This is a genomic window from Mangrovibacter phragmitis, from assembly GCF_001655675.1.
Lineage (GTDB): Bacteria > Pseudomonadota > Gammaproteobacteria > Enterobacterales > Enterobacteriaceae > Mangrovibacter > Mangrovibacter phragmitis.
Window position 1 is genome coordinate 1251283 of sequence record NZ_LYRP01000001.1, and the last position, 26408, is coordinate 1277690.

Consider the following 26408-nt stretch of genomic DNA (forward strand, 5'->3'; position numbering starts at 1 on the left):
TCAGATAGACAGCTTTTTGACGCGTTTGCCGCCATACAGCAGGTTCACGATGGCGCGGGTACCGACAATTGCGGTAAACATTGACGTTGCCACACCAATACCGGTGGTAATTGCAAAGCCCTTGATTGCCCCGGTGCCCACAGCGTACAGGATAATGACCTTGATAAGGGTGGTAATGTTCGCATCGAAAATCGAGCTGAACGCCCCTCTGTAACCTTCATCAATGGACTGTTGTATTGTACGGCCGTTACTCATTTCTTCTTTGATACGCTCGTTAATCAGCACGTTCGCATCAACGGCCACCGCAAGGGTTAACACTATCCCCGCAATACCAGGCATTGTCAGTGTTGCGCCAGGCAACAAGGACATAATCCCGACAACCAACACCAGGTTAGCCAGCAGTGCAGACGTCGCAATCAGGCCAAATTTCTTGTAGAAGAAGATCATAAAGATGATGGAAATTGCCAAACCTGCCAGGCATGCTTCCAGACCCTGTTGGATGTTTTGCATCCCAAGGGTTGGCCCAATGGTTCTTTCTTCGACAATCTGGATTGGCGCAATCAGCGCACCTGCACGCAACAGCAGTGAAAGCTGACGGGCTTCGGTCGGGTTGCTAATCCCGGTAATACGGAAACTGTTGCCCAGGCGTGACTGAATGTTCGCCACGTTGATAACTTCTTCCTGTTTCACCAGAATGGCGCGACCATGTGCATCTTTCTTACCACTGTCTTTATATTCCACAAACAGCGTCGCCATAGGGCGGCCAATGTTATCTTTTGTGAAATTAGACATAATGCTCCCACCCGCGCTATCCAGTGAAATATTCACCTGCGGTTGGTTGTATTCGTCCATGCTCGACGTGGAATCAGTGATATGGTCACCGGTGAGAATGACGCGTTTGTACAGCACAATTGGCTGACCATCACGGGTGTATTTCACTTCAGAATCACCCGGTATACGCCCGGCAGCCACCGCTGCCGGATCCACACTGGTATTCACCAGACGGAATTCCAGCGTTGCTGTCGCACCGAGAATTTCTTTCGCACGCGCGGTATCCTGAATCCCGGGTAACTCAACCACAATGCGGTCTGAACCCTGGCGTTGAACCAACGGCTCTGCAACACCCAGCTGGTTTACACGGTTACGCAGAATATTAATGTTCTGCTGCACAGCATATTCCCGGGCTTCACGCAGACGGTCATCGCTCATTACTGCACGTAACCCGTTGTCGCCCTGGCTGGAAATCACCAGATCACGGTGGCGCGGAGAGAGATAAGAGATGGCTTCATCGCGTGCAGATGAATTCGGGAAGGTAATACTGAGCCCGTAGTTATCAGTTTTGCGTACACTGGAGTAAGGAATATTTTTGGTACGCAGATCACTACGCAGTGTATCAATATTCTGTTCCTGCAGTTTGCTCAACGCAGTATCCATATCCACTTCCATCAGGAAGTGCACACCACCACGTAAATCAAGACCGAGTTTCATCGGCTCCGCAGAAATAGCAGACAACCAGCGCGGTGTGGCTGGCGCAAGGTTCAGCGCAACAACATATTGATCGCCTAATGCACTTACCAGTGCTTCCCTGGCGCGTAACTGAGTATCTGTTGAATCAAAGCGGGCAAGAATTGCGCCTTTTTCCAACGCCACAGATTTCGCGGTGATATTATCTTTTTTAAATTCAGACAGGACCTGGTCCAGCGTTTTCTCACTGGCGGCGGCACCGCGCGCACCAGTGATCTGAACAGCCGGATCCTCGCCATAAAGGTTGGGAAGCGCATACAGCAGGCCGACGATAAGTACGACGACCAGCATAATATACTTCCACAAAGGATAACGGTTTAACACGGCAGTTCCCTTTGGGAAAACAGAAGATTACAGCGCCTTCATAGTGCCTTTCGGCAGGACAGCTGCGACAAAGTCACGTTTGATAACGACTTCAGTGGTATCGTTCAGCGCAATGGAAATATAGCCATTTTCGCCTACTTTGTTAACACGACCTACCAGCCCGCCATTAGTCAGCACTTCATCGCCTTTCGCGATAGAGTCCATCAGTTTTTTATGGTCTTTAGTACGTTTTTGCTGTGGGCGCAGAATCATGAAATAGAAAATCAGGCCGAATACCACCAGCATCAGAATCAGTGACATCGGGCTGCCCTGAGCAGGCGCACCAGTTGCCGCTACCGCATCAGAAATAAAAAAGCTCATTAAAAATCCCTCATTTATTTAATTAATCAACATTCAAAGGTGGAACGGGCTTACCCTGACGTTGGTAAAAATCCACAACGAAGTGCTCTAATTTACCCTCTTCGATAGCCTGCCGTAAACCAGCCATTAAACGCTGATAGTACCGCAGGTTATGAATGGTATTGAGACGAGCACCCAGTATTTCGTTGCAACGGTCAAGATGATGCAAGTACGCGCGTGAATAATTGCGACAGGTGTAGCAATCACACTCTTCATCTAACGGGCCAGTATCACTCTTGTACTTCGCGTTACGGATTTTCACCACACCATTAGTCACAAACAGGTGACCGTTACGTGCATTACGTGTAGGCATGACACAGTCGAACATATCAATACCGCGACGAACACCTTCCACCAAATCTTCCGGTTTCCCGACACCCATCAGGTAGCGAGGTTTATCCGCAGGAATTTGTGGGCAAACATGTTCCAGGATACGGTGCATATCTGCTTTTGGCTCACCCACAGCCAAACCGCCGACAGCGTAGCCATCAAAACCTATATCTACCAGTCCTTTAACGGAGATATCTCGTAAATCTTCGTAAACACTGCCCTGAATGATGCCAAATAACGCGTTTTTATTCCCGAGGGAATCAAAACGGTCACGGCTACGCTTCGCCCAGCGCAGTGACATTTCCATGGAACGTTTCGCATAATCCCAGTCGGCCGGGTAAGGCGTACATTCATCAAAGATCATCACAATATCAGAACCGAGATCATACTGAATTTCCATCGATTTTTCAGGATCGAGGAAAATAGGATCGCCGTTGATCGGGTTACGGAAATGCACACCGTCTTCAGTTATCTTACGAATGTCGCCGAGGCTAAATACCTGGAAACCACCGGAATCCGTCAGGATCGGGCCTTTCCACTGCATAAAATCGTGCAAATCACCATGCAGTTTCATAATTTCCTGGCCTGGACGCAGCCACAGGTGAAAGGTATTGCCCAAAATAATTTGCGCACCCGTGGCCTCAACTTCTTCCGGAGTCATACCTTTTACGGTGCCATAAGTGCCAACAGGCATAAATGCGGGGGTTTCCACTACCCCACGTTCGAACACCAATTTACCGCGGCGGGCACGGCCATCGGTATTTTTTAATTCAAATTTCACATATCCTCCGCATCAGAGACACAGTCTGATGGTTAATCCACCATAAGCAGTAGTGCTGCTTGTGGGCTGTCATTTTTGCCAGGCAACAGGCAAAGGGCTGCCAGAGACAAAAACGCTCCGCATAGCACTACGCGAAGCGTCTGGCTGGCAAAACGCCAGGAGAACCTTGCTACAGGTTATTCCCCCGGGCGCTCATTAATGGCCTGAGGATTGTACGTGATAAACATCGCATCCCCATAGCTAAAAAAGCGATACTCAGATTTTACAGCCTCATGGTAGGCATGCATGGTGTGTTGGTAACCGGCAAATGCAGAGACCAGCATAATCAGCGTGGATTCGGGCAAGTGGAAGTTGGTAATCAGCGCATCAATCACCTGATACTGGTAGCCCGGATAAATAAAGATTTGAGTGTCGCCGAAGAAAGGCGCTATCAGCGCCTCTTTTGCTGCCGTGGCTGCACTTTCCAGTGAGCGCACAGAGGTGGTTCCTACGGCAATCACCCGGTTACCACGCGCTTTAGCGGCCATAACGGCATCAACGACTTCTTGCGGCACTTCGGCATATTCGGAATGCATAATGTGGTCTTCGATGCTGTCCACCCGCACTGGCTGGAAAGTCCCTGCGCCAACATGTAACGTGACAAAGGCCATTTCCACGCCTTTCTCACGCAACGCCGCCAGCAAAGGCTCATCAAAGTGCAGGCCTGCGGTAGGCGCCGCGACAGCCCCAGGACGCTCACTGTATACCGTCTGATAAAGCTCTTTATCTGCTTCTTCGTCTGGCCGGTCGATATACGGCGGCAACGGCATATGGCCAATCTGGTTTAATATATCCAGTACCGGACGGCTTTCTTCAAATACCACTTCGAATAACGCGTCATGGCGCGCCACCATGGTTGCTTTAATGCTCTCGTCATCTCCCAGCAACAGCTCTGCGCCAGGTTTCGGGGCTTTAGATGCCCGAATGTGTGCCAGCACACGGTGCTCATCCAGCATCCGTTCAACCAGCAGTTCGATTTTGCCGCCACTGGCTTTTTTGCCAAATAAACGCGCCGGGATCACACGAGTGTTATTGAACACCAGTAAATCACCGGGGTTGAGTTTATCGAGCAAGTCGGTGAAAGTACCGTGCGTGAGAGCACCCGTCGGCCCGTCCAGGGACAGTAACCGGCAGGCACTGCGCTGAGCTTGTGGGTAGTGGGCAATTAAGGATTCGGGTAATTCAAAAGAAAAATCGGCAACACGCATGGCTCTTCACTTAGACTTAAAAACAGGCGGCTTAGTCTAGTGCCAGGGGCGTTTCCCTGCAACCACCAGCCGCAAATCCGTTACAGAGTGGTGTTATGAATTTTCTTGCACATTTACACCTGGCGCACCTCGCTGAGAGTTCGCTGCCCGGTAATTTAATGGCTGATTTTGTTCGCGGTAAGCCAGAAGGTATCTACCCACAGGCTTTGTCAGACGGTATTCACCTGCACCGGCGTATTGATGTGTTTACCGATAACTTGCCTGAAGTGAAGCTGGCCTGTACCTGGTTTCGCCCACAAACCCGCCGGGTTGCGCCCATCAGCCTGGATGTCATGTGGGATCACTTCCTTTCCCGCCACTGGGCTCAGCTATCGCCCCAATTTGCACTGAGTGATTTTATTGATCACGCACGGGAAACCATTACCCCTGTATTGCCAGATTCACCAGAGCGTTTTGTTAACCTTAACCAGTATCTTTGGGCTGAGCGCTGGCTGGAACGCTACAGTGATATGGGGTTTATTGCTTCAGTGCTGAATGGGATGGCTAACCGCCGCCCGCGCCTGGCGAGTTTGCGTGACTCCTGGCAGGATTTGGATACCTGTTACCCGCAACTGGAAACCTTGTTCTGGCAGTTTTACCCGGCCATGATGGAAAAAGCCCGGAATAAGCAGCTGTAAAAGCGACTCAGCCATATTGGTGGCTGTTTGTCCTCCTTCGCCACGCAGTTTCTGAGACATACCGTTCAAGATCAGGCAAAAAATGCCGATATTAATTCTGCTTATTGCGAAAAAAAGGAGGAAATAATGTCAACCATCAGCTCATCTGTGACATCAGCTGCGCAGAGTAGCTACAGTTCATCGGGTTCATCCGCAAGCAGTTTATCCGGGCAGATAAACCAGATTCGCCAGCAAATCATCCAACTGACCCAGCAACTTAAGGAGTTACCGAACTCTAATACAGATGCTGAACTCAATAAAAAGCAGCAGCAGATTCTTCAGTCCGAAATTGAAATGTTGCAGGCGCAACTGGCACAGCTTGAGCAACAACAGGCTCAAAAAGCCCAGGACAGCCAAACTCAGGCTCAGCAGCAAACCCAGGCAGAATCGGAGAAAAAGCCTGAAGGCGTTAATAATCCATCTTCAGCAAACAAGATTGATCTTTACGTATAACGCATTCCAGACTGATACAAGGGATCGTTTTCCCGGGCCTGGTCAAGCTGACAGGCCTGTTCTGCAATCACCGACCAAATTGCCTCAGCGGCAGCTGATAATGAGCGATTTTTACGCCGAATCAGCATAATTTTGCGCTCAACAACTGGCCTGAGTTGCCTGACAACCAGTGAGTCTCCACCCGGAAGTGGCAGGGCCAGCGCAGGCAAAATACTGATACCAATACCCGCCTCAACCATTGGGAAAAGTGTTGCCGGGTGCCCTATTTGCTGAACAATATGTGGTTCAATATTTTGCCCGGCAAACGCCGCGTCAATGAGCGGCCGGCTACCGGAAGCATAGTCTTGCAAAACCAGTGACTGTCCGGCCAGATCCTGCCAGGAAATATTGGCTTTCTGGTTGAGCGCGTTGTCGCGACGGCACAATAAAAAAAACGGTTCAGATAACACTGTGGTACACAACAAATCAGTGACTGGCCCGGGATCAATCACAATACCAAAATCGACCTCGCCCTGGCGCACACTTTCCAGCACCCACTGTTGTGGGCGGTCATGCAGCATGAAGGTGATGTCAGGAAATTGCCGCTGGCTTTGTGCGATAGACTGCGGCATAAGGTGTGCTGAAATGGTCTGGCTGGCAGCCACTCTGACAATACCGCTTAATGTGTAACTGTGAGCACGGCTGTCGAGTAATACGCTGTGCAGTTCATCCAGCACGCGGGACAGGCGCATCGCCATTTGTTGCCCGGCCTCAGTCAGGACCACTTCGCGGGTGGTTCGGTCCAGCAATTTTACTTCCAGAGCCAGTTCGAGTTCTTTAACACTATGGCTGACAGCTGACTGGCTCAGGCCAATGTCTTCCCCGGCACGGCTAAAACTCTGGGTACGGGCAACTGCCACGAAGATACGTAACTGGCGCAGTGTATAATTCATTTAACCTCCTCATGAATTCATGAAACCAATCAATTTTATTTCTTAAAGATAACCCGGCACAATCCTGACTGTTAGCTTTGCGTTCTCACTGTTTTGCCACTATGTGCAAGGCATTAAATATTAAGAAGGTTATCCTGATGAAATTACTGCGCATACTCGACCCTTTTACACTGACACTGGTATGTACAGTGCTGTTAGCCACCTTTTTGCCTGCACAAGGGCACTATGTGGGCTTTTTCGATGGGCTGACTAATGCAGCAATTGCCCTGCTGTTTTTTATGCATGGTGCCAAGCTTTCCCGCGAAGCGATTATGGCCGGTGGCAGCCACTGGCGTTTGCACCTGTGGGTGATGTGCAGCACGTTCGTCTTATTCCCAATACTGGGCGTGTTATTTGCCTGGTGGGCTCCCTTTCCAGTCAGCCCGGAGTTGTATAACGGTTTTCTCTACCTGTGTATTCTTCCCGCCACAGTACAATCCGCTATCGCGTTTACTTCGCTGGCTGGCGGTAATGTGGCTGCAGCAGTCTGTTCCGCTTCGGCATCCAGTTTACTGGGGATATTCCTGTCGCCGTTACTGGTCGGTTTGGTGATGAACGTACACGGCTCAAGTGGTTCCACCCTGCACCAGGTGGGCATGATTATGCTGCAATTGTTACTGCCTTTTGTTCTGGGGCACTTGTCACGCCCACTGACAGCGGGCTTTGTTACCCGCCATAAAAAATGGATTGGTAAAACAGACCAGACTTCCATATTACTGGTGGTTTACACCGCATTCAGCGAAGCCGTGACCCATGGGATCTGGCATCAGGTTGGGCTGGGCAGCCTGCTGTTTATTATCGGCAGCAGCCTGGTATTACTGGCTATTGTTATCTGCGTGAATATTCAGGTTGCCCGCCGTGCCGGGTTTAATAAAGCAGATGAAATCACCATTGTGTTCTGTGGTTCGAAAAAGAGCCTGGCCAATGGTATTCCCATGGCGAATATTCTGTTTCCGGCAGCAACTGTTGGGATCATGGTGCTGCCACTGATGTTGTTTCACCAAATCCAGCTAATGACATGCGCTATGCTGGCACGCCGGTATAAACGCAAAGCAGAACAGGAAGCCAGTCAGGCAAGCCACAAAGCAGCCCGCCCGGTAATGGAAGGTTAATGAGAGCGGCGTAAGGGCTGCACCAGAGAAGTCAGCCCTTCGGTTTTAATCAACAGCGCCAGCGACATCAGTTCGCCCAGTTGCCCGGCTGGAAACGCTTCCTTGCGGGCAAACCACAACAAATACTCCTCGGGCAGGTCAATCAGAACCCGCCCTTTGTATTTGCCAAACGGCATCACCGTATTGGCAACCTCAATCAGTTGGGCCTTATCCATTGTTATACACCCAATAAACGGAGCATTTCGGCTTCATCAATGACTTCAATACCGAGCTCCTGCGCTTTCTGCAACTTAGAACCTGCCGCCTCACCGGCAATCACCAGGTCAGTTTTCTTCGAAACACTGCCACTCACTTTAGCCCCCAGTGCCGCCAGGCGAGCTTTGGCATCATCACGAGACATCTGGCTTAACGAGCCAGTAAGCACGACGGTTTTCCCGGCGAAGGGGCTGTCTATCTCTTCAGGCTTAACCACCACCGGGTCAGGCCAGCTAATACCCGCTTTATGAACCAGTTGTTCAATGACATCCCGGTTGCGCTGTTCCAGGAAAAAGTTGTGCACATGAGTGGCAACCACAATGCCGACATCCGGGACTTGCTGTAACTGCTCAACCGAAGCCGCCATTAATGCCTCCAGTGTGCCGAAATGAGCCGCAAGACCTGCCGCTGTTGCTTCACCAACTTCGCGAATCCCCAACGCATACAGAAAGCGGGCAAAGGTGGTTTGCTTAGCCTTCTCCAGTGCGTTAATCACATTTTGCGCCGATTTCGGCCCCATACGGTCAAGACCGGTAAGTTTTCCGGCAGTCAGCGTGAACAGGTCAGCCGGATTATCGATGTACTCTTTTTCCACCAACTGGTCGATAATTTTATCGCCCATGCCATCAACATCCAGTGCGCGACGTGAGACGAAATGTTTCAGCGCTTCTTTACGCTGTGCTGCGCAAATTAAGCCTCCAGTGCAACGAGCTACGGCTTCACCTTCAACCCGCTCCACATCGGAACCACATACCGGGCAGTGCGCCGGGAACTGGACTTCGCGGGTTTCTTCCGGGCGTTCAGAGAGCACTACGTTCACAACCTGTGGAATTACATCGCCTGCACGGCGAATCACCACTGTATCGCCAATTCGCAGGCCAAGGCGTTCGATTTCATCGGCATTATGCAGCGTGGCATTGCTAACCAACACCCCGGCAACCTGTACCGGCTCAAGGCGAGCCACCGGTGTGATAGCCCCTGTACGCCCTACCTGAAACTCGACATCACGCACCGTCGTCATCTGTTCCTGAGCCGGAAATTTAAAAGCCACAGCCCAGCGTGGAGCGCGTGCCACAAACCCCAGTTGTTCTTGCTGCACTAAAGAATCCACTTTAATCACCACGCCATCGATATCAAAACCGAGGCGAGGGCGAATATCTTCGACGTGACGATAAAACGCCAGCACCGCTTCCGGTGAGTCACACAAACGAATGCGATCACTGACTGGCAGCCCCCAGGCTTTGAATTGCTGCAAACGCGCCATATGGCTCGCAGGAAGCTCACCACCTTCAAGTACACCCACACCGTAGCAGAAGAATGTGAGTGGCCGCTTCGCGGTAATACGGGAATCAAGCTGGCGCAATGAACCTGCAGCTGCATTGCGCGGGTTAGCAAACACTTTCCCGCCAGTACGGCGGGCTTCATCATTAATTTTCTCGAAACCAGCCTGTGGCAAGAAGACTTCACCGCGCACTTCCACGCGCGCAGGAATGTTGTCGCCCTGTAAGCGCAACGGAATGGCCCGGATAGTTTTAACATTCGCGGTAATGTTTTCCCCGGTAGTTCCATCACCACGGGTCGCCGCCTGAACCAGCACACCATTTTCGTACAGCAAACTGACAGCCAGACCATCCAGTTTGAGTTCACAGCAGTACACCACATCCTGGGTATCACTCAGGCGGTCACGGATACGTTTATTGAAAGCCAGAAAGCTCTCTTCATCGAAGACGTTATCCAGTGAAAGCATGGGAACTTCATGAGTAACCTGAGTAAAAGCAGTTAACGGCGCAGCCCCGACTCGCTGGGTAGGTGAATCAGGTGTTATTTTTTCAGGGTGAGCGCTTTCCAGTTCACGTAATTCACGCATCAGCCTGTCATATTCAGCATCCGGAATTTCCGGTGCATCCATAACGTGATAAAGGTATTCGTGATGGCGAAGAGTGGTTCGCAGTTGATTGAGTTTTTGTTCGATAGGTTCCATAACACACCATCAATATAAAAAACCCCCGACTAGCGGGGGCCTTGTTAAGAAAAGCGAAAAAGTTACGCGTTGGCCTCTTTCACTTCGCGAATCAGGTCCTGATACTCGCGCAGTTTCTGTGGCGTCATCATGCGGCGCTGGTCATCCATTACCACACCACCCATTTCATCAGCAATGTGTTGCGCAGACTGAAGCATCAGTTTGAAGTTTTGCGATGCATCCCCGTAAGAAGGGATCTGCATAAAAATAGTCACACCCGGAGTCATGAACGTGGACATTTCATCAAGGCTGAATGAGCCGGGTTTTACCATGTTTGCAAGGCTAAACAAAACAGGGCCACTACCATCCGGGCTGAGATGCCGGTGGAAAATATTCATTTCACCAAACTGGAAGCCTGCCTGCTGAATGCTGTTGAGCAATGCTTCACCATTGAACTGCCCCCCGGTATGGGAAGAGACGTTCATGATAATGACAGCTTCTTTCGTTTGCGATTTAGTTTCAGGCTGTGGCGCACTGTGTGCCGGAGGTACCGGTTGCGATGCTGGTTCTGCCTGAGGCGCCGGTTCCGGCTCACGATGAGCAGGAGCAGGTTCACGGTAATGTGACACTTCCACGTCAACCGGCTTCTGCGGTTGCGGATGGCGAACAGGTTCCGGCGCTGGTTGCGCATGGCGCACAACTGGCTCGCGGGTTTCAGGTTCCTTCTCTGCCTGAGGCGCAGGTGGCTGCTGCGCTGTCGGCTGGCGACGCGGTTGTGCCGACTCATAAGGCGGCTGATAATTATGCTGAGGTGTGGGTGGAGCTACAGGCTCATTATGGCGCTCAGGGGTTACCCGGTGAACGCGAACCTCGCCGACACCTTCTTCTTCCTCGTCGTCGTCGTAATCTTCACTGTCATCGTCGTCCTGCAACGACTTCATCCGTTTTAAAGGGCGATCGCGAAACACAGAAGAGCGCTCTTTACGGCTGGTCCATAACCCATGGATCAGTAACGCAATAATCGCAATCGCACCAACAATGATTAATATCAGACGCAAATCCTGCATCATTATATTCTCGGTTGTTCTAACACCTTGCCACAGCGGCAAACATTTACTCACTAAGAGTATTTGTCCATCACAACAAGTGCAAGTGCAGGCGTGTTTTTCCAGACAGAAAGATGAAATAAAACGTGTTTTTTGCTGTTTTTTCGACCGTTTTCAGATTCATCTCGCTACCCTGTGCGCAAATTTTTCAGCGTAATCCATACCACCTTAGGAATGAGACGGCTTGAAGTCTGAGCCGGTTTCAGGGTTATGATACACAGGCGATATAATCCGGATGACTCAAGGAGTACCAACCAACATGGTTTCATCATCCCCTGCGGCTTCACGTAGCGGCATTTTTTACTTCTCTCAAGGATGGAAACTCATCACTGCACCAGGCATTCGCCGGTTTGTTTTTCTACCATTACTGGTAAATATTGTGCTGATGGGCACAGCATTTGGCTGGCTATTTACCCGGCTTGACCAGTGGATACCTGCCCTGCTGAGCCATGTTCCCAACTGGTTACAGTGGCTGAGCTATTTACTCTGGCCGTTAGCAGTCATCTCTATTTTACTTATTTTTGGCTACTTTTTTTCAACTATAGCCAACTGGATAGCCGCACCTTTTAATGGATTGCTGGCTGAACAACTGGAAGCACGCCTGACGGGCAATACCCCGCCTGATACTGGCCTTATAGGTATTGCAAAAGATATCCCGCGCATCATGAAACGTGAATGGCAAAAACTGGCATGGTATTTACCAAGAGCATTAGTGCTGCTTCTGCTTTACCTGATCCCGGGTATAGGGCAAACCATTGCGCCGGTGCTGTGGTTCTTGTTCAGTGCCTGGATGCTTTCAATTCAGTACTGTGACTACCCATTTGATAACCACAAAGTGCCTTTTAAAGATATGCGCGTGGCTCTGCGCACCCGAAAAGTAATGAATATGCAATTTGGTGCGCTGGTCAGCCTTTGTACCCTGATTCCGGTGCTTAACCTGGTCATCATGCCGGTTGCAGTATGTGGTGCAACGGCTATGTGGGTGGATCAGTATCGCACTAAACATGGCCGCTGGCCTTCAGCTCAATAAACCGGTTTTCATGGCCCACTGTGGTGTGGGCCAGTTTCTCTGCAACCTGAATCGCTTCGAGGCGCGTTTGCACTCAGGGCAACTTATGCCATCATTTATTTCATTCTGCTTGTTATTATTTCTCATCTGAATATAGATATGCGAAATCCGTCCTTCACCCGCGATGCTGAGCAGGTATGCTGGAACGGTTCCCAAATTTCATACAGTTAAGGACTGGCTATGAGTAAGATTTATGAAGACAACTCACTGACGATTGGTCATACGCCGTTAGTTCGCCTCAACCGCATCGGTAACGGTAAGATTCTGGCTAAAGTCGAATCCCGTAACCCGAGCTTTAGCGTGAAATGCCGTATCGGTGCCAACATGATTTGGGATGCCGAAAAACGTGGCGCACTGAAGCCTGGCGTTGAACTGGTTGAACCTACCAGTGGTAACACAGGTATTGCTCTGGCTTACGTCGCTGCAGCCCGTGGTTACAAGTTAACGCTGACGATGCCTGAAAGCATGAGTATTGAACGACGTAAACTGCTCAAAGCGCTTGGCGCAAACCTGGTGCTGACCGAAGGCCCTAAAGGGATGAAAGGTGCCATTCAGAAAGCAGAAGAAATTGTTGCCAGTAACCCGGAAAAATACCTGCTTTTACAGCAGTTCAGTAACCCGGCAAACCCGGAAATCCATGAAAAAACAACAGGCCCGGAAATCTGGGAAGATACCGATGGCCAGGTGGATGTGTTCATCGCAGGTGTGGGCACTGGCGGTACACTAACTGGTGTGACACGTTACATCAAAAACACCAAAGGCAAGAAAGACCTTATCAGCGTGGCGGTAGAGCCAACTGATTCCCCGGTTATTACTCAGGCGCTGGCTGGGGATGAAATCAAACCGGGTCCGCATAAAATCCAGGGTATTGGCGCAGGCTTTATTCCAGGCAACCTCGACCTGAAACTGGTCGATAAAGTGGTAACTATTACTAACGATGAGGCTATCTCCACCGCACGTCGTCTGATGGAAGAAGAAGGTATCCTTGCCGGGATCTCTTCCGGTGCGGCTGTTGCAGCTGCATTGAAGCTCCAGGAAGATGAAGCCTTTATCAACAAGAATATTGTTGTTATTCTTCCTTCTTCCGGCGAGCGTTATCTCAGCACAGCATTGTTTGCAGACTTGTTCACTGAGAAAGAACTGCAACAGTGATGCCAGACCTGGCAAAATGAGCAAAAAAGCACCCGAATGGGTGCTTTTTTGTGGAGTAGTTCAAATTTTTACGCTACCCGCCATTGCTTCATTTGCCTGGGTCTGGTATTTAACCTGCAACTTTATTTCGAGGCTCGAAATTAATCGCTGATTCGTGATCCCGCCTGCTGAATCGATTTACTGATTTGTTACAGGTTACACATTCGCGGCATAATACATAATGTTTCAGACGAGCGATGTGCAGGGCAGCCAGCCAGCGCTATTTAGCGCTTTTCTGCTTTTGACACGGTTTGTCTACGCGTAAGCGACAGATACAAGCTAAAGTTAAGCCACACGGCTCTACTCTAGATCCAGACACTAAACCTATAAGTTGGGGAAAAACAATGTTCCAGCAAGAAGTTACTATTACCGCTCCGAACGGTCTTCACACCCGCCCTGCCGCCCAGTTTGTGAAAGAAGCAAAAAGCTTTAACGCCGAAATCACTGTGACTTCCAATGGTAAAAGCGCCAGCGCCAAAAGCCTGTTCAAACTGCAGACTCTGGGTCTGACTCAGGGCACCGTTGTTACCATCTCTGCTGAAGGCGACGACGAACAAAAAGCAGTTGAACATCTGGTTAAACTGATGGCGGAACTCGAATAAGTTTTTGTTATTCGAGCGAATTCTCTATATCAGTCACAAGTAAGGTAGGGTTATGATTTCAGGCATTTTAGCATCCCCGGGTATTGCTTTTGGTAAAGCGCTGCTTCTGAAAGAAGATGAGATTGTCATCGACCGGAAAAAGATTTCTGCCGACAAAGTCGACCAGGAGGTTGAGCGCTTTCTGAATGGCCGTGCGCAAGCTGCGGCACAGTTAGAAGCCATCAAAATCAAGGCTGGCGAAACGTTTGGTGAAGAAAAAGAAGCCATCTTCGAAGGCCACATTATGTTGCTGGAAGATGAGGAGCTGGAGCAGGAAATCATAGCCCTGATTAAAGATAAGCTGGTTACTGCTGATGCAGCAGCTAACGAAATTATCGAAGGTCAGGCTACCGCACTGGAAGAGCTGGACGACGAATACCTCAAAGAACGTGCCGCTGACGTTCGTGATATCGGTAAGCGTTTGCTGCGTAACATTCTTGGCCTGGCTATCATCGATTTAAGTGCAATTCAGGACGAAGTTATCCTGGTTGCCGCTGATCTGACTCCTTCAGAAACCGCACAGCTGAACCTGAAAAAAGTTCTCGGTTTTATCACCGATTTAGGTGGCCGTACTTCCCATACCTCCATCATGGCGCGTTCTCTGGAACTGCCTGCTATTGTAGGTACTGGCGATGTGACCTCTCAGGTTAAAAATGGCGATTATCTGGTCCTGGATGCGGTTAACAACAAAGTTTACGTTAACCCGGACAACGACGAGATAGAAGCATTGCGCGCCGCGCAAGCTCAGGTTGCAGAAGAAAAAGCTGAGCTGGCTAAACTGAAAGACCTGCCTGCGATTACCCTTGACGGGCACCAGGTAGAAGTCTGCGCTAATATCGGTACTGTGCGTGATGTCGCAGGTGCTGAACGTAATGGTGCGGAAGGGGTTGGTCTGTACCGTACTGAATTCTTGTTCATGGACCGTGATGCACTGCCCACTGAAGACGAACAATTTGAAGCCTATAAAGCAGTTGCCCAGGCATGCGGTGATCAGGCTGTAATTGTCCGTACCATGGACATTGGCGGCGACAAAGAGCTGCCTTACATGAACTTCCCGAAAGAAGATAACCCGTTCCTTGGGTGGCGTGCGGTACGTATCGCGCTGGATCGCCGCGAAATTCTGCGTGACCAGTTGCGTGCCATTCTGCGTGCATCTGCTTTCGGTAAACTGCGCATCATGTTCCCGATGATTATTTCCGTTGAGGAAGTGCGCGAACTGCGTGCCGCTCTGGAGTCTTACAAAGACGAGCTGCGTGCTGAAGACAAAGCATTTAATGAAAATATTGAAATCGGCGTAATGGTGGAAACACCTGCTGCGGCAACCATTGCCCGCCATCTGGCGAAAGAAGTCGATTTCTTTAGTATCGGTACCAACGATTTAACGCAGTATACGCTGGCGGTTGACCGTGGTAATGATATGATTTCACATCTTTACCAGCCGATGTCACCGTCTGTACTGAACCTGATCAAGCAAGTTATTGATGCATCTCATGCAGAAGGTAAGTGGACAGGTATGTGTGGCGAGCTTGCTGGCGATGAACGTGCTACACTTCTGTTGCTGGGGATGGGCCTCGACGAATTCAGTATGAGTTCCATTTCTATCCCGCGCATTAAGAAGATTATTCGTAACACGAACTTCGAAGATGCCAAGGTTTTAGCAGAGCAGGCTCTTGCTCAACCGACTACGGACGAGTTAATGAAGCTGGTTAACAAGTTCATTGAAGAAAAAACTATCTGCTAATCCACGAGATGCGGCCCAATTACTGCTTAGGAGAAGATCATGGGTTTGTTTGATAAACTGAAATCTCTGGTTTCCGATGATAAAAAAGATACCGGAACTATTGAGATTGTTGCTCCGCTGTCTGGTGAAATCGTTAATATCGAAGACGTACCGGATGTGGTATTTGCTGAAAAAATTGTGGGTGATGGTATTGCTATCAAACCGAATGGCAACAAAATGGTTGCTCCGGTTGACGGCACTATCGGAAAAATTTTTGAAACTAACCATGCCTTCTCTATTGAATCTGACTCTGGCATCGAACTGTTCGTTCACTTCGGTATTGACACAGTCGAACTGAAAGGTGAAGGTTTCAAACGTATTGCTGAAGAAGGTCAGCGCGTGAAAGCCGGTGACGTTGTCATCGAATTCGATCTGCCGCTGCTGGAAGAAAAAGCAAAATCTACTCTGACGCCGGTTGTCATCTCCAATATGGATGAAATCAAAGAGTTGGTGAAACTGACTGGTTCTGTAACTGTGGGCGAAACCCCGGTTATCCGCATCAAAAAATAACCAGGCCTGTTCTGTAAAAACGGCACCTCATGCTTCATGGGTGCCGTTTTTTTATGCCCAAAAGGGAAGCTTTAAATCCCTGCGCCTTGTGTATAGTGCTCTTCACCAAATACGCCAGTAGACAAGTAACGGTCTCCCCGGTCACAAATAATGGCCACTACCAGCGCATTGGGGTTTTCTCTGGCCACACGCAATGCGCCGGCCACCGCGCCACCTGAGCTGACACCACAAAACAGGCCCTCTGTTGCGGCCAGTTTACGCATGGTGTTTTCCGCGTCAATCTGGTTTATATCCAGCACCTGGTCAACCAGAGACGCATCAAAAATGCCAGGCATCCAGGCTGCAGGCCAGCGGCGAATACCGGGAATACTACTCCCGTCCTCCGGTTGCAGGCCAACAATACGCACAGTACCAGACTGGCTTTTTAAATAACGGGCCGTGCCTGTAATAGTACCAGTGGTTCCCATACTGGAAACAAAATGGGTTATTCTGCCCTGTGTTTGCTGCCAAATTTCCGGCCCGGTAGTGGTGAAATGCGCCAGTGGGTTATCCGGGTTATTAAACTGGTCGAGAATTTTCCCCTCGCCATTGTCTGCCATGCTCTGAGCCAGTTCCCGCGCGCCTTCCATACCCTGTTCCCGGCTGACCAGAATCAGCTCTGCCCCATAAGCCTGCATGGCGGCTTTACGCTCCTGACTCATATTGGCTGGCATCAGTAGCTTCATTTTGTAGCCCTTCATGGCAGCAATCATCGCCAGCGCAATCCCCGTGTTGCCGCTGGTTGCCTCAATCAGTGTATCGCCAGGCGCGATATCACCGCGCTTTTCAGCCTGAGTAACCATAAACAACGCAGCACGATCTTTTACGGAGCCTGCCGGATTATTGCCTTCCAGTTTTACCCAAATTTCACTGCCATTATTCAGCCCGGTGTGCTGCAAACGCACCAACGGTGTATGACCAATAGTCTGTTCAAGTATCATTAAGCGACTTTTCCCAACAAAAAAGCGGCCTTACGGCCGCTTACAGGTGCTTATAAAACTATCAGGCTGATTGCGCAAGAGCAAGACTCTCAATGCGCAAATCACCGTGATAGATGCGCGCATGCTGGAGCCCCACAAATAAACGCTCACCCCGTTGCGGCACGGTGTCATCACGCATAACAACGGTCAGAGGGTCTGTATACCAACCAACCGGCTGCACAACCAATTGCATATAGTGCCCTTTCGGGCTGACTTCCAGTACCTGAACGGGTAACGGAGAATCCAGGCTGGTTGTGCGGCTTACGTCCACTTCCCAGGGGCGCAGGAACAAGTCTACCGGCCCCTGATAACCAGGGGTAAAACCAAGTGGCCAGCGGTGAGCGCCAACGTGAAACTGGCTACCCTGCACAGATCCTTTTAACCGATTCACTTCACCCAGGAACTCAAGCACAAACCGGGTAGCGGGTTCGTGCCAGACTTGTTGTGGGGCGTCAGCCTGTTCAATATTGCCCTGGCTCATTACGACAACCCGGTCAGCAATTTCCATCGCTTCTTCCTGGTCGTGAGTTACAAAGACGCTGGTAAATTGCAGTTCTTCATGTAACTGGCGCAACCAACGCCGCAACTCCATACGCACCTGGGCATCCAGCGCGCCAAAAGGTTCATCAAGCAGCAGAATTTGCGGCTCTACCGCCAGCGCACGAGCCAGAGCAACACGTTGCTTTTGCCCGCCGGAAAGCTGAGCAGGGAAACGGTCGGCCAGATGTGAAAGCTGGACCATTTCCAGTAAATTAGTCACTTTCTGTTTGATAACCGCCGCAGACGGGCGCTCACGACGTGGCAATACCGATAAACCGAAGGCGATGTTGTCGAACACGGTCATATGGCGAAACAGCGCATAGTGCTGGAACACAAAACCAACCCGCCGGTCGCGCGCATGCAGCTTACTGACATCTTTACCATGAAAGCTGATGCGACCACTGGACTGATGTTCAAGGCCCGCGATTATCCGCAACAGTGTGGTTTTCCCAGAACCGGAAGGACCAAGCAGTGCCACCATTTGCCCCGCAGGAATATCCAGCGAGATATCATTCAGCACCTGAGTCCGGCCAAAAGATTTTTTGATGTTGTTTATCTCAATGCTCACTATTACCTTCCTGTTGCTGGTGCTTTTCCTGGCTGTTCAGGCGCCACTGCACTGCACTTTTCAAAAACAGAGTCAAAATTGCAATTAATGTCAGTAATGCGGCGGCGGTAAAAGCCCCCACCGTATTGTAATCCTGCTCCAGCATTTCTATTTGCAGTGGCAAAGACAGCGTTTCGCCACGAATAGACCCGGAAACCACCGATACCGCGCCGAATTCACCAATTGCGCGCGCATTAGTCAATACCACGCCGTACAGCAATGCCCAACGAATGTTTGGCAGTGTCACCCGACGGAACATTTGCCAGCCAGATGCACCTAACAGAATCGCAGCTTCATCTTCCTGGCTGCCCTGGCTCATCATTACAGGTACCAGCTCACGCACCACAAATGGGCAGGTAACGAACACAGTCACCATAATCATGCCGGGCCAGGCAAACATCAATTGCAGGTTATGTGCCTCAAGCCAGCTACCGGCAATACCGTTCGCACCGTAGAACAACAAGTAAACCAGACCCGCAACCACTGGCGACACCGCAAAGGGTATATCCAGCAGTGTCAGCATCAACTGGCGGCCAGGGAAAGTAAAACGCGTTACCAGCCAGGCAAGCAACGTACCGAACACCAGGTTGACCGGAACAGTGATAACGGCAATCAGCAGCGTTAACCAGATAGCATTACGCATATCGGGATCAACCAAATTTTGCAGCACCGGCATAATGCCTTTAGAAAAGGCGATGGCGAAAATCGATGCCATAGGCACAACAAGAATAAAGGCTGAGATCACCACACCCAGGCCAATCAACGACCACTTGCCCCAGTTAACGGGTTCACGCCGGGGGCGTAATTGTGAAATATTTGCCATTAATGCCCTACCACACGCCGACCAAAGCGACTCTGTAACGTATTAATCCCAAACAATAAAATCAGTGATGCAGCCAGAATAACGGAAGCAATTGCACTGGCTGCCGGGTAATCGAACTCTTGTAAGCGCACAAAAATCATTAATGATGTCACTTCTGTTTTCCAGGCAATGTTCCCGGCAATAAAAATGACTGCGCCAAATTCCCCCAGGCTACGGGTAAACGATAATGCGACCCCGGCAATTAATGCTGGTGATAATTCCGGCATCACTACACGACGGAAAGTCTGCCAGCGGGTGGCGCCCAGGGTTTCTGCCGCTTCTTCATACTCTGGCCCCAACTCTTCCAGCACAGGCTGCACTGTACGCACCACAAAAGGAATACTGGTAAAGGCCATAGCCACAGCAATGCCCAGCCAGGTATAAGTAACTTTGATGCCAAAATGCCCCAGCCATTCGCCATAGATACCATTGACTGAGAACAGCGATGCCAGGGTTAGCCCCGCAACGGCGGTGGGTAACGCAAAAGGTAAATCCATTAAAGCATCCAGCAGGCTGCGCCCGGGAAACTGGTAGCGGGTTAGCACCCAGGCCATCAACAAGCCAAACACACCATTAAACAGGGCTGCAACACCGGCAGACAGCACTGTCACTTTATACGCGGCAACCATCTGCGGGTTTGAAATAACCTGCCAGTACTGCGCCAGTGTCATCTGGCTTAACTGCATCACAAGTGCACTCAGCGGTAATAACAACACCAGGCAAATAAAAAGCAGGCTGGTACCCATACTGAGTGTAAAACCCGGCAAAACACGCCGGGAAGAGATGGCAAACATTAGCTACGCCCTGCTGCTAACAACTGATCCAGTTCACCGCCACTGGCAAAATGCTTGCTCATGGCTTCTTTCCACGAACCAAATTTGTCTTCTACGCGAAACAGTTTGGTTTCTGGAAATTTATCTTTCATTTTGCCCATCAGCTCAGGGTTATTTACCCGGTAGTAATAGCTGGTGATAATTTCCTGCGCTTGTGGGCTATAGAGATAATTCAGGTACGCTTTAGCGGCTTTTTCTGTGCCATTGGCTTTCACGTTACGGTCAACCCAGGTCACCGGGAATTCAGCAAGAATATCCACTTTAGGTACCACAACTTCGAACTGCTCGTTCGGGTACTGTTTACGGATATTGTTCACTTCAGATTCAAAGCTAATCAGCACATCGCCGAGGCCTCGTTCAGCAAATGAAGTCGTTGCCCCACGGCCTCCGGTATCAAATACCTGAACATTTTTCAGAAACTGGGTCATGAACGCTTTGGTTTTGGCTTCATCGCCGCCGTCAGCCTGGTCGGCTGCGCCCCAGGCGGCAAGATAGGTGTAACGGCCATTGCCTGAGGTTTTCGGGTTCGGGAACACCAGTTTTACATCACTACGGGCCAGGTCGCTCCAGTTGTGAATGTTTTTCGGGTTACCTTTGCGCACCAGAAAGGCCATGGTGGAGTAAAACGGTGAGCTGTGGTTTGGCAGGCGGCTTTGCCAGTCTGCGGGGATCAGATTGCCTTTGTCATGCAGGATCTGAACGTCAGTTACCTGGTTATAAGTGACAACATCCGCTTTCAGGCCCTGCAAAATAGCCAGCGCCTGGCGTGATGAACCGGCATGGGATTGTTTGATAGTCAGTTTGTCGCCGTTGTTATCCTGAGCCCATTGTTTCTCAAATGGTGGGTTCAATGAGGCGAATAACTCGCGCGCGACATCATAGGAACTGTTCAGCAGCTCCGTCGCGTGCGCACTGCCCGCCAGGACCAGAGACAGCGCCATTGCACTCAAGACACGTTTTACTGACTTACCCGCCATTTTTGCACCTTCACTCAGACCTTATGGAATAGAGGTTCAGTGTATTGAGAAGCGGGTCAAAAGTTATAACGGTTTTATATACCGTTTCGTGATTTTCAAGCGCAAAAGGGAATAAGAAGAGGGTGAAGAAAACAGCGCATGCGCTGTTTTCTTCAAGGGAATGGAGGGCCAGACCAGGCCCATTCGGTTACGTATCACAACAGTGATTCAGTCTGTTCTGAAGCACTATGCACAAGTGGTCTGGCAACACTGAAGGTGTTTTTCAGGAGAGTAACTGTAAGCAGTAAAACTGCCACTGGGTGTTTCATACAGCAACCAGAACTGGGCTGGGTATCAGTCACCTTTTATGCCCCTCAGGACCAACTGATTATTACCTGCTTCAATAATTCGGAATTTATCCGGGTGAAGGTCATTACGGCTCAACACAACTCGCCAGGTATTATTCACCTGATCGGGCGAGAGAAACATTCCTGCCACCGCCACATATTGGGTACTTTCATTTATTGGCATACTTACCATCACTGTGCCGCCAGGTTGCAGGCGCACCTCTTTTTCTGCCAACAAATCAGTTTTAAGTACCTGACCGCTATGGGTGAACAATGACAAATAATCCGTGCGGTCAAATGCTGTACGGTCTTTAAGCTGGTAGATACGCACTACCGTGGGCAATGCCACACCGCTATCATTAGGGTTGACCGCCTCACGGGCACGAATATCAAGGCGCAGGGTTTTAACCTGCTTATAAAAAATAGATTTTGTCACTGCGGCTGAGCCATTCGAAACGTTCTGCGCCAGCCCACATCCCGCCAGTAATACCGTGATACCTACAACCAGCACAAACCGGGAAACGTTATCCACGATAATCGCCATTTTCGTCGCTCTCCTTACGCTGAATATTCTCCTGAAGCCGCGCATAACGGCCCAGATTAATGGTTATTATTTGTGGCTGTTGGCCTGCCGACCGCTTATGAAAGCGCATAATGGCAGTACGGCCCAGTTGCCCTGCCCCCACATTGGGTTTACAGCTGATAATCGCTTGTGGAAGCTGGTTACTGTCCACGCATAGCTGCAACCGCACATCAAGGCGTGAGCCCAGATAAACATGCAGCAACGCCATTAAGTCCGCATAAAGCTCCCCACCAGGAAGCCAGCCCTGCACTTCCTCCGGGTCAGATGTAGAAAGCTGCATCAGCACCTGGCTGTTCACATCCGTTGCGTAATTCCCCATTACAGGGCGATTTGCCAATGTCACTGGCTGGCTGGCACTCAGAGTAAGGGGCGCTCTGAGCTGCATGCGCTTTTTATCGTGGTGCCAAATTTTTGCCTGCGTCCCTGGTGCCAGCAAGCTCACCAGAGAAACCATTCCTTCTGCTGTTCGGCCAGGTAGCAACATCACCGGTAACAGCGCCAGAAAGCGCGATAACGGTGCAGCCACACTGGCAGTACAGCCATCCCCCCCCAGCCCGATAAGGCCCAAAAGGTACTGTGATGTTTTGTCACGCCCACCCGCTTCAAAGGTGGCCGGATAACTGTATTTACGCCATATACGGTAGTACTGCGTAATCAGCCGGTGATTGAAGATATCAAGAAAATCAGCTGTTACTTCATGCCCTTCCCGCTGCTGTGCGATGTCATTGACATAGTGTGTTGGCAACGGAGACGTTACCCCGTACAGCCCCATAAAAGTAATGCGAACTGTTGCGGGTAAATGCGGCTGCTCCGCAGGTTCAAACGCTTTTATTTCTGAGGCAGGAAACCCCATTCCCGGGTGAGGGCGAAAACGCACCGGCTCCTGGCGAACCTGCCAGGTACTGCCCATCACCGGGTTATCTGGCTGGCTTTGCTCCAGCAACTGACAAAGGCGGTAAAAATTAACTAAAGGTAACCTGTCACCGAGGCTTTTTATCAACCTGGCAGACGCGGATTGTGATTCTCTTTCCACCGGATGCACTTTCCTTCTGGCTGAACGATGAGGGTAAGCTGGTTAAACTGATTCATATCGGCATAGAGTGCGAAGAAACGGTTGAGTAATTCCCCAAACAAATGAATGTCCCCTTCTCCGGTAAAACCGTTACTGTCGAGAGTCACTTCAATATCCACCCCACGCAGCAGATAGCCCTGCTCAAAACGCTGCAGGCGGTGATACGCCACATGCTGTATAGCTTCCAGACGGCGGGTATTGCATTCATCTTCCTGCCAGTTATAGAGCGCCAGAGCCCCACGCAGCACTTCTGCGCTCTCCATCATGTTGAGAAAACTTGTTCCCAGGTGACTCATTACTCGCCAGTGAAACCGATCTTCTACAGGGGGATAGACTGGCAGCGTTGGTTTGCACAGGTTAGTGACTGGTAATGGCGTCTGTACCACCTGCTCGCAACGCTCAAGCAGCGTACTTTGCAAGGCCCGGCGCGGTAACTGACCATTGGTACCCGTAATTTGCAGTGATATCGTCTCATGCTCTATGCGCTGTTCTTCCTCCCACTGATGCCCGCCAAGAATCAGCCAGGTGTCATACAGCCCTGTCACGCTGCGTTTCACACGCGTATGGTAATAACGTGGTGGAGCGTGACGCCTCATCATGCCGCCTTTATGGCGAAAACCAGAAAATGGCACATACTCCGTCTGGTTGGTTCGGTTTGAACCTGTCACCTTATCGACAGAATAGATCTCAGTATGCCCATCCTGCAGGCGTTTAGGGCGCAACAGGTATTCTTGTTCAAGCCCTGAGACAGTGAGCGGATCAGCTTCCAGTGTGAACAGATTAATCACCGGTACACAATGCAGCCGGACCGCCTCATGAGTGACAGGCAGGTCTGCCGGCCAGAGGCTACTGAATACCACGTCGATATCAATATATTCAGTTCCCTCCTGTAGTGGGAGAGAATCAAGCCCATGGAGATGGACAAACATAAACTTGTCGCGAAAGACAAAATATTCCAGCAGTAACTGATAGCCACTGAATGCGCTATCTGTTTTTGGCAGCAGACTGTCTTCTGCGCGAAAACCACCAGGCGAGAAATAACCATCCAGCTCTTTACGTTCATGCTCGCCAGACAAACGCACATACATAGCAGCCAGGCGTTTTGTGAGCATCAGGTGCAACTGACTGCCAACAGGTGCATCCGCACCAAGGTACAGGCTCAACCGGCTGAGATCCGCATTTGACCAGTCGGCCTGCTGGCTACAGGTAAAGCGCATGCGCAATACAGAACGGCCGTCAGGCTCAGTTGCCATAGAGACCGAAGAGATACTGAGGGGATTGAGCATCACATCACGGATAGTGCGATAGCGGCAAATTGTGTTCTTCGGCCCCACCGGGCGGGAATAAATCGCCAGCCCCGCCGGTACATTCTCAGCCATTTTCACGGTATGCACATCTGGAGTGAATGCCACAATGGCGAGAGACGGAATGGTACGCAAATAATGGGGCCAGAGCATACTGACCAGCCCTTCGGTCAGCTCTGGCAAGTCATCATCAATCTTTTCGCGCAAACGCCCCATTGAAAAAGCGAAACCCTCGAACAGGCGTTCAACATAAGGGTCTGGTGTACCTGCTTTATCCAAATCAAGCATGGCAGCTCTGTCGGGATGCGCTTGTGCAAATTCTTTTGCGGCTTCGCGCAGGTAGCGTATTTCCGCCTCATAGTAGCGCAGGGTTAAATCATCCATAACAAACTGAATCCTGAAAATTAAGTGATTGCCCCTGAAACGGATAAACAATCCTCTGCCACAGGGGCAAAAATAAGAACTAATTAAAAAAGATGAGCATCAGGCCTTTTCAGGAAAACCAGAAATATCCACATAGTATTTATTTACGTTATTATGTGCCACATACACCGTAATATTTTCCTCTTTAATATACGGTGAAGGGTCATAATAAAAGTTAGCACTGTTAAACAAAAACACTCTCCCGGATTGGGGGTCCAGCCACTGACACACGATCCTCCAGGGCGAGCGACCATTAATTTGGATAGCCTCATTTAATTCCACACTCACAATAGTGGCCGCCAATGGTTTACCATTTTGGATTAATCGCTGATGACGTTTTCCACTGTTCATCAACCATAAACCAGCCCCCCCAATCAGCAGGAAGACCAGCGCAATACCACCGCAAATGAAAGCACCTAAATAAAGCCCGACAGTGTCATTAATTTTGGCACTCGTCACATCATTCTGGTTATAAATAACATCAATGGTATCTCCCATACGGTCACGATAACTGGAACGTCCGGTAGAGGACTCAAAAACAATACGTTTTCCGGTATTATCGGTAAAGGTAATTTCAGGAAACCAGACTTCAGAAGATGAGTCAGCGTTATAGCTGTAGCGTAGATGGGTTATTTGTCCTTTGGCGTGAATGGCATCACGCTGAAACTGGTGATTAGAATAAGCAAGGTAACCGGCAATGAAAAACAGAACCAGGCTTACAGAAAACATCAGGCCAAAAATTTTTTTCATCTTACTTCCTTTTTACGTTATGACAAAACATCACAATACAGCTGGCGGTATTTCCTCACCGCCAGCCTTAGAACCTATCCCGGTAGAGGTTATTGTTACAGTGATTTTAGCTGCGGACAGCGCGCAAAAGTCGCAGCGTACACGGAGTACGTAAGGATGCTGAGCACTGTCCTGGGCTGAAATAGCAAATAAAATAGCCTCATGGGATAGCGTTTAATTTCTCCAGAAGAGAGACAATGCGTTTATTGCTAACGCGCTGCCTTACAAAACCACACAGAACCCCACTTTGTGAGCAAATACGCAGAGTGATATTCCGGGTCGAAACTCGTTTTCTTAAGCACATCAGTGAAGGCAACCCGTCTGGCGTCTTAGTCTACAATCATGGTGCTACCACTATCATGAATGCCCGGTGCAGATGACGCGCCCTCAGTAATAAAAATTGTCTCCGGTAACCGGAAACCACGCAGTTTCAGCAGGGCCAGCGGGCCTTCTCCGGCTTCGGTACGCAGGGTGTAGTTCAGCGCCCGCCCGTCCTGAGCCTGCCAGCTCAGGCTGTAGCTGCTGCCAACACCCGGATATGCACTCACCGTTGCCTGCTCCAGCAGGCGTATCCAGCCCCAGGCTCCCGGTATATCCGCATACAACCGGGTTCCGGCTGGGGTGCTCATCCAGCTTAAACGGGCACCGGCGGCTTCTGTATCCGCAGGCCAGGCGAAACGTTGCCAGACCGGCATCTGGTTCAT

At 50.2% G+C, this 26408-nt stretch carries 26 protein-coding genes; 8 read left to right on the plus strand and 18 right to left on the minus strand.

Annotated features, from left to right (window positions below; genetic code table 11):
* The 4 genes from secD to queA form a co-directional block, all read right to left on the minus strand.
* Nucleotides 1-1848 carry a protein translocase subunit SecD gene (secD, locus tag A9B99_RS05590; protein WP_074388766.1) on the minus strand — a complete coding sequence of 616 codons (1848 nt, stop codon included), beginning with the start codon at nucleotides 1846-1848 and terminating at the stop codon, nucleotides 1-3.
* Nucleotides 1849-1875: 27 nt separating this feature from the next.
* Nucleotides 1876-2208 carry a preprotein translocase subunit YajC gene (yajC, locus tag A9B99_RS05595; protein ID WP_036116194.1) on the minus strand — a complete coding sequence of 111 codons (333 nt, stop codon included), beginning with the start codon at nucleotides 2206-2208 and terminating at the stop codon, nucleotides 1876-1878.
* Between the two features lie 22 nt (nucleotides 2209-2230).
* Nucleotides 2231-3358 (minus strand): tRNA guanosine(34) transglycosylase Tgt, encoded by a 1128-nt coding sequence (gene tgt / locus A9B99_RS05600; protein ID WP_064595358.1) that lies wholly within the window; start codon nucleotides 3356-3358, stop codon nucleotides 2231-2233.
* Between the two features lie 176 nt (nucleotides 3359-3534).
* Complete coding sequence (gene queA, locus A9B99_RS05605) at nucleotides 3535-4605, minus strand: tRNA preQ1(34) S-adenosylmethionine ribosyltransferase-isomerase QueA (RefSeq protein WP_064595359.1); 1071 nt, start codon at nucleotides 4603-4605, stop codon at nucleotides 3535-3537.
* A gap of 95 nt (nucleotides 4606-4700) precedes the next feature.
* On the opposite strand from queA, the gene acpH reads away from it, so the two are divergent.
* Nucleotides 4701-5282, plus strand: a complete 582-nt coding sequence (gene acpH / locus A9B99_RS05610; RefSeq protein WP_064595361.1) for an ACP phosphodiesterase — start codon at nucleotides 4701-4703, stop codon at nucleotides 5280-5282.
* 126 nt (nucleotides 5283-5408) lie between these two features.
* Entirely contained in the window at nucleotides 5409-5774 is a 366-nt protein-coding gene (locus tag A9B99_RS05615; protein ID WP_064595363.1) for a FlxA-like family protein, read from the plus strand.
* On the opposite strand, the gene A9B99_RS05620 is transcribed toward A9B99_RS05615, so the two are convergent.
* Nucleotides 5765-6706, minus strand: coding sequence for a LysR family transcriptional regulator (locus A9B99_RS05620; RefSeq protein ID WP_064595365.1), 942 nt, complete (start codon nucleotides 6704-6706; stop codon nucleotides 5765-5767). The genes A9B99_RS05615 and A9B99_RS05620 overlap by 10 nt on opposite strands.
* 137 nt (nucleotides 6707-6843) lie before the next feature.
* On the opposite strand from A9B99_RS05620, the gene A9B99_RS05625 reads away from it, so the two are divergent.
* Nucleotides 6844-7857: a bile acid:sodium symporter family protein gene (locus A9B99_RS05625; protein WP_064595367.1), complete on the plus strand. Its 1014-nt coding sequence runs from the start codon at nucleotides 6844-6846 to the stop codon at nucleotides 7855-7857.
* Here A9B99_RS05625 and A9B99_RS05630 read toward each other — a convergent pair.
* The 3 genes from A9B99_RS05630 to zipA all read right to left on the minus strand — a co-directional run bounded on the left by A9B99_RS05630 (nucleotide 7854) and on the right by zipA (nucleotide 11142).
* The gene (locus A9B99_RS05630; RefSeq protein ID WP_064595369.1) at nucleotides 7854-8072 is read right to left on the minus strand and encodes a DUF3820 family protein; all 219 of its coding nucleotides are present in this window, start codon (nucleotides 8070-8072) and stop codon (nucleotides 7854-7856) included. The two genes, A9B99_RS05625 and A9B99_RS05630, sit on opposite strands and share 4 nt — an antisense overlap.
* 2 nt (nucleotides 8073-8074) lie before the next feature.
* On the minus strand, nucleotides 8075-10093 hold the full coding sequence (gene ligA / locus A9B99_RS05635; protein ID WP_064595371.1) for an NAD-dependent DNA ligase LigA: 2019 nt from the start codon (nucleotides 10091-10093) through the stop codon (nucleotides 8075-8077).
* Nucleotides 10094-10155: 62 nt separating this feature from the next.
* Nucleotides 10156-11142 (minus strand): cell division protein ZipA, encoded by a 987-nt coding sequence (gene zipA, locus A9B99_RS05640; protein WP_064595372.1) that lies wholly within the window; start codon nucleotides 11140-11142, stop codon nucleotides 10156-10158.
* A gap of 295 nt (nucleotides 11143-11437) precedes the next feature.
* Between zipA and cysZ the strand changes: the two genes are divergently transcribed.
* The 5 genes from cysZ (at nucleotide 11438) to crr (ending at nucleotide 16369) form a co-directional block, all read left to right on the plus strand.
* On the plus strand, nucleotides 11438-12208 hold the full coding sequence (gene cysZ / locus A9B99_RS05645; protein WP_064595373.1) for a sulfate transporter CysZ: 771 nt from the start codon (nucleotides 11438-11440) through the stop codon (nucleotides 12206-12208).
* A gap of 219 nt (nucleotides 12209-12427) precedes the next feature.
* Entirely contained in the window at nucleotides 12428-13399 is a 972-nt protein-coding gene (gene cysK / locus A9B99_RS05650; protein WP_064595374.1) for a cysteine synthase A, read from the plus strand.
* A gap of 383 nt (nucleotides 13400-13782) precedes the next feature.
* The gene (ptsH, locus tag A9B99_RS05655) at nucleotides 13783-14040 is read left to right on the plus strand and encodes a phosphocarrier protein Hpr (RefSeq protein ID WP_036116227.1); all 258 of its coding nucleotides are present in this window, start codon (nucleotides 13783-13785) and stop codon (nucleotides 14038-14040) included.
* Nucleotides 14041-14092: 52 nt separating this feature from the next.
* Nucleotides 14093-15820: a phosphoenolpyruvate-protein phosphotransferase PtsI gene (gene ptsI, locus A9B99_RS05660; protein ID WP_064595377.1), complete on the plus strand. Its 1728-nt coding sequence runs from the start codon at nucleotides 14093-14095 to the stop codon at nucleotides 15818-15820.
* Nucleotides 15821-15859: 39 nt separating this feature from the next.
* Nucleotides 15860-16369 (plus strand): PTS glucose transporter subunit IIA, encoded by a 510-nt coding sequence (gene crr / locus A9B99_RS05665; protein ID WP_064595379.1) that lies wholly within the window; start codon nucleotides 15860-15862, stop codon nucleotides 16367-16369.
* Nucleotides 16370-16440: 71 nt separating this feature from the next.
* Here crr and cysM read toward each other — a convergent pair whose 3' ends face one another.
* From cysM to A9B99_RS05715, 10 genes are all read right to left on the minus strand, one after another.
* Nucleotides 16441-17349, minus strand: a complete 909-nt coding sequence (cysM, locus tag A9B99_RS05670; protein WP_064595381.1) for a cysteine synthase CysM — start codon at nucleotides 17347-17349, stop codon at nucleotides 16441-16443.
* A 61-nt stretch (nucleotides 17350-17410) separates the two neighbouring features.
* Nucleotides 17411-18496: a sulfate/thiosulfate ABC transporter ATP-binding protein CysA gene (cysA, locus tag A9B99_RS05675; RefSeq protein ID WP_064595384.1), complete on the minus strand. Its 1086-nt coding sequence runs from the start codon at nucleotides 18494-18496 to the stop codon at nucleotides 17411-17413.
* The gene (gene cysW, locus A9B99_RS05680; protein WP_064595386.1) at nucleotides 18486-19358 is read right to left on the minus strand and encodes a sulfate/thiosulfate ABC transporter permease CysW; all 873 of its coding nucleotides are present in this window, start codon (nucleotides 19356-19358) and stop codon (nucleotides 18486-18488) included. Before cysW ends, cysA begins: the two co-directional genes overlap by 11 nt.
* Nucleotides 19358-20191: a sulfate/thiosulfate ABC transporter permease CysT gene (gene cysT / locus A9B99_RS05685; protein ID WP_064595388.1), complete on the minus strand. Its 834-nt coding sequence runs from the start codon at nucleotides 20189-20191 to the stop codon at nucleotides 19358-19360. The genes cysW and cysT overlap by 1 nt, the downstream gene beginning before the upstream one ends.
* Nucleotides 20191-21207: a sulfate ABC transporter substrate-binding protein gene (locus A9B99_RS05690; protein WP_064595390.1), complete on the minus strand. Its 1017-nt coding sequence runs from the start codon at nucleotides 21205-21207 to the stop codon at nucleotides 20191-20193. The genes cysT and A9B99_RS05690 overlap by 1 nt, the downstream gene beginning before the upstream one ends.
* A gap of 333 nt (nucleotides 21208-21540) precedes the next feature.
* On the minus strand, nucleotides 21541-22077 hold the full coding sequence (gene tssJ, locus A9B99_RS05695) for a type VI secretion system lipoprotein TssJ (RefSeq protein WP_064595392.1): 537 nt from the start codon (nucleotides 22075-22077) through the stop codon (nucleotides 21541-21543).
* Nucleotides 22058-23149: a type VI secretion system baseplate subunit TssG gene (tssG, locus tag A9B99_RS05700; RefSeq protein WP_197499252.1), complete on the minus strand. Its 1092-nt coding sequence runs from the start codon at nucleotides 23147-23149 to the stop codon at nucleotides 22058-22060. Before tssG ends, tssJ begins: the two co-directional genes overlap by 20 nt.
* Nucleotides 23113-24876, minus strand: coding sequence for a type VI secretion system baseplate subunit TssF (gene tssF, locus A9B99_RS05705; RefSeq protein WP_064595396.1), 1764 nt, complete (start codon nucleotides 24874-24876; stop codon nucleotides 23113-23115). The genes tssG and tssF overlap by 37 nt, the downstream gene beginning before the upstream one ends.
* 99 nt (nucleotides 24877-24975) lie before the next feature.
* Nucleotides 24976-25665 carry a DUF3592 domain-containing protein gene (locus tag A9B99_RS05710; RefSeq protein ID WP_064595398.1) on the minus strand — a complete coding sequence of 230 codons (690 nt, stop codon included), beginning with the start codon at nucleotides 25663-25665 and terminating at the stop codon, nucleotides 24976-24978.
* Between the two features lie 368 nt (nucleotides 25666-26033).
* Nucleotides 26034-26408: type VI secretion IcmF C-terminal domain-containing protein (locus tag A9B99_RS05715; RefSeq protein ID WP_064595401.1), on the minus strand; the 375-nt coding region annotated here is incomplete at its 5' end.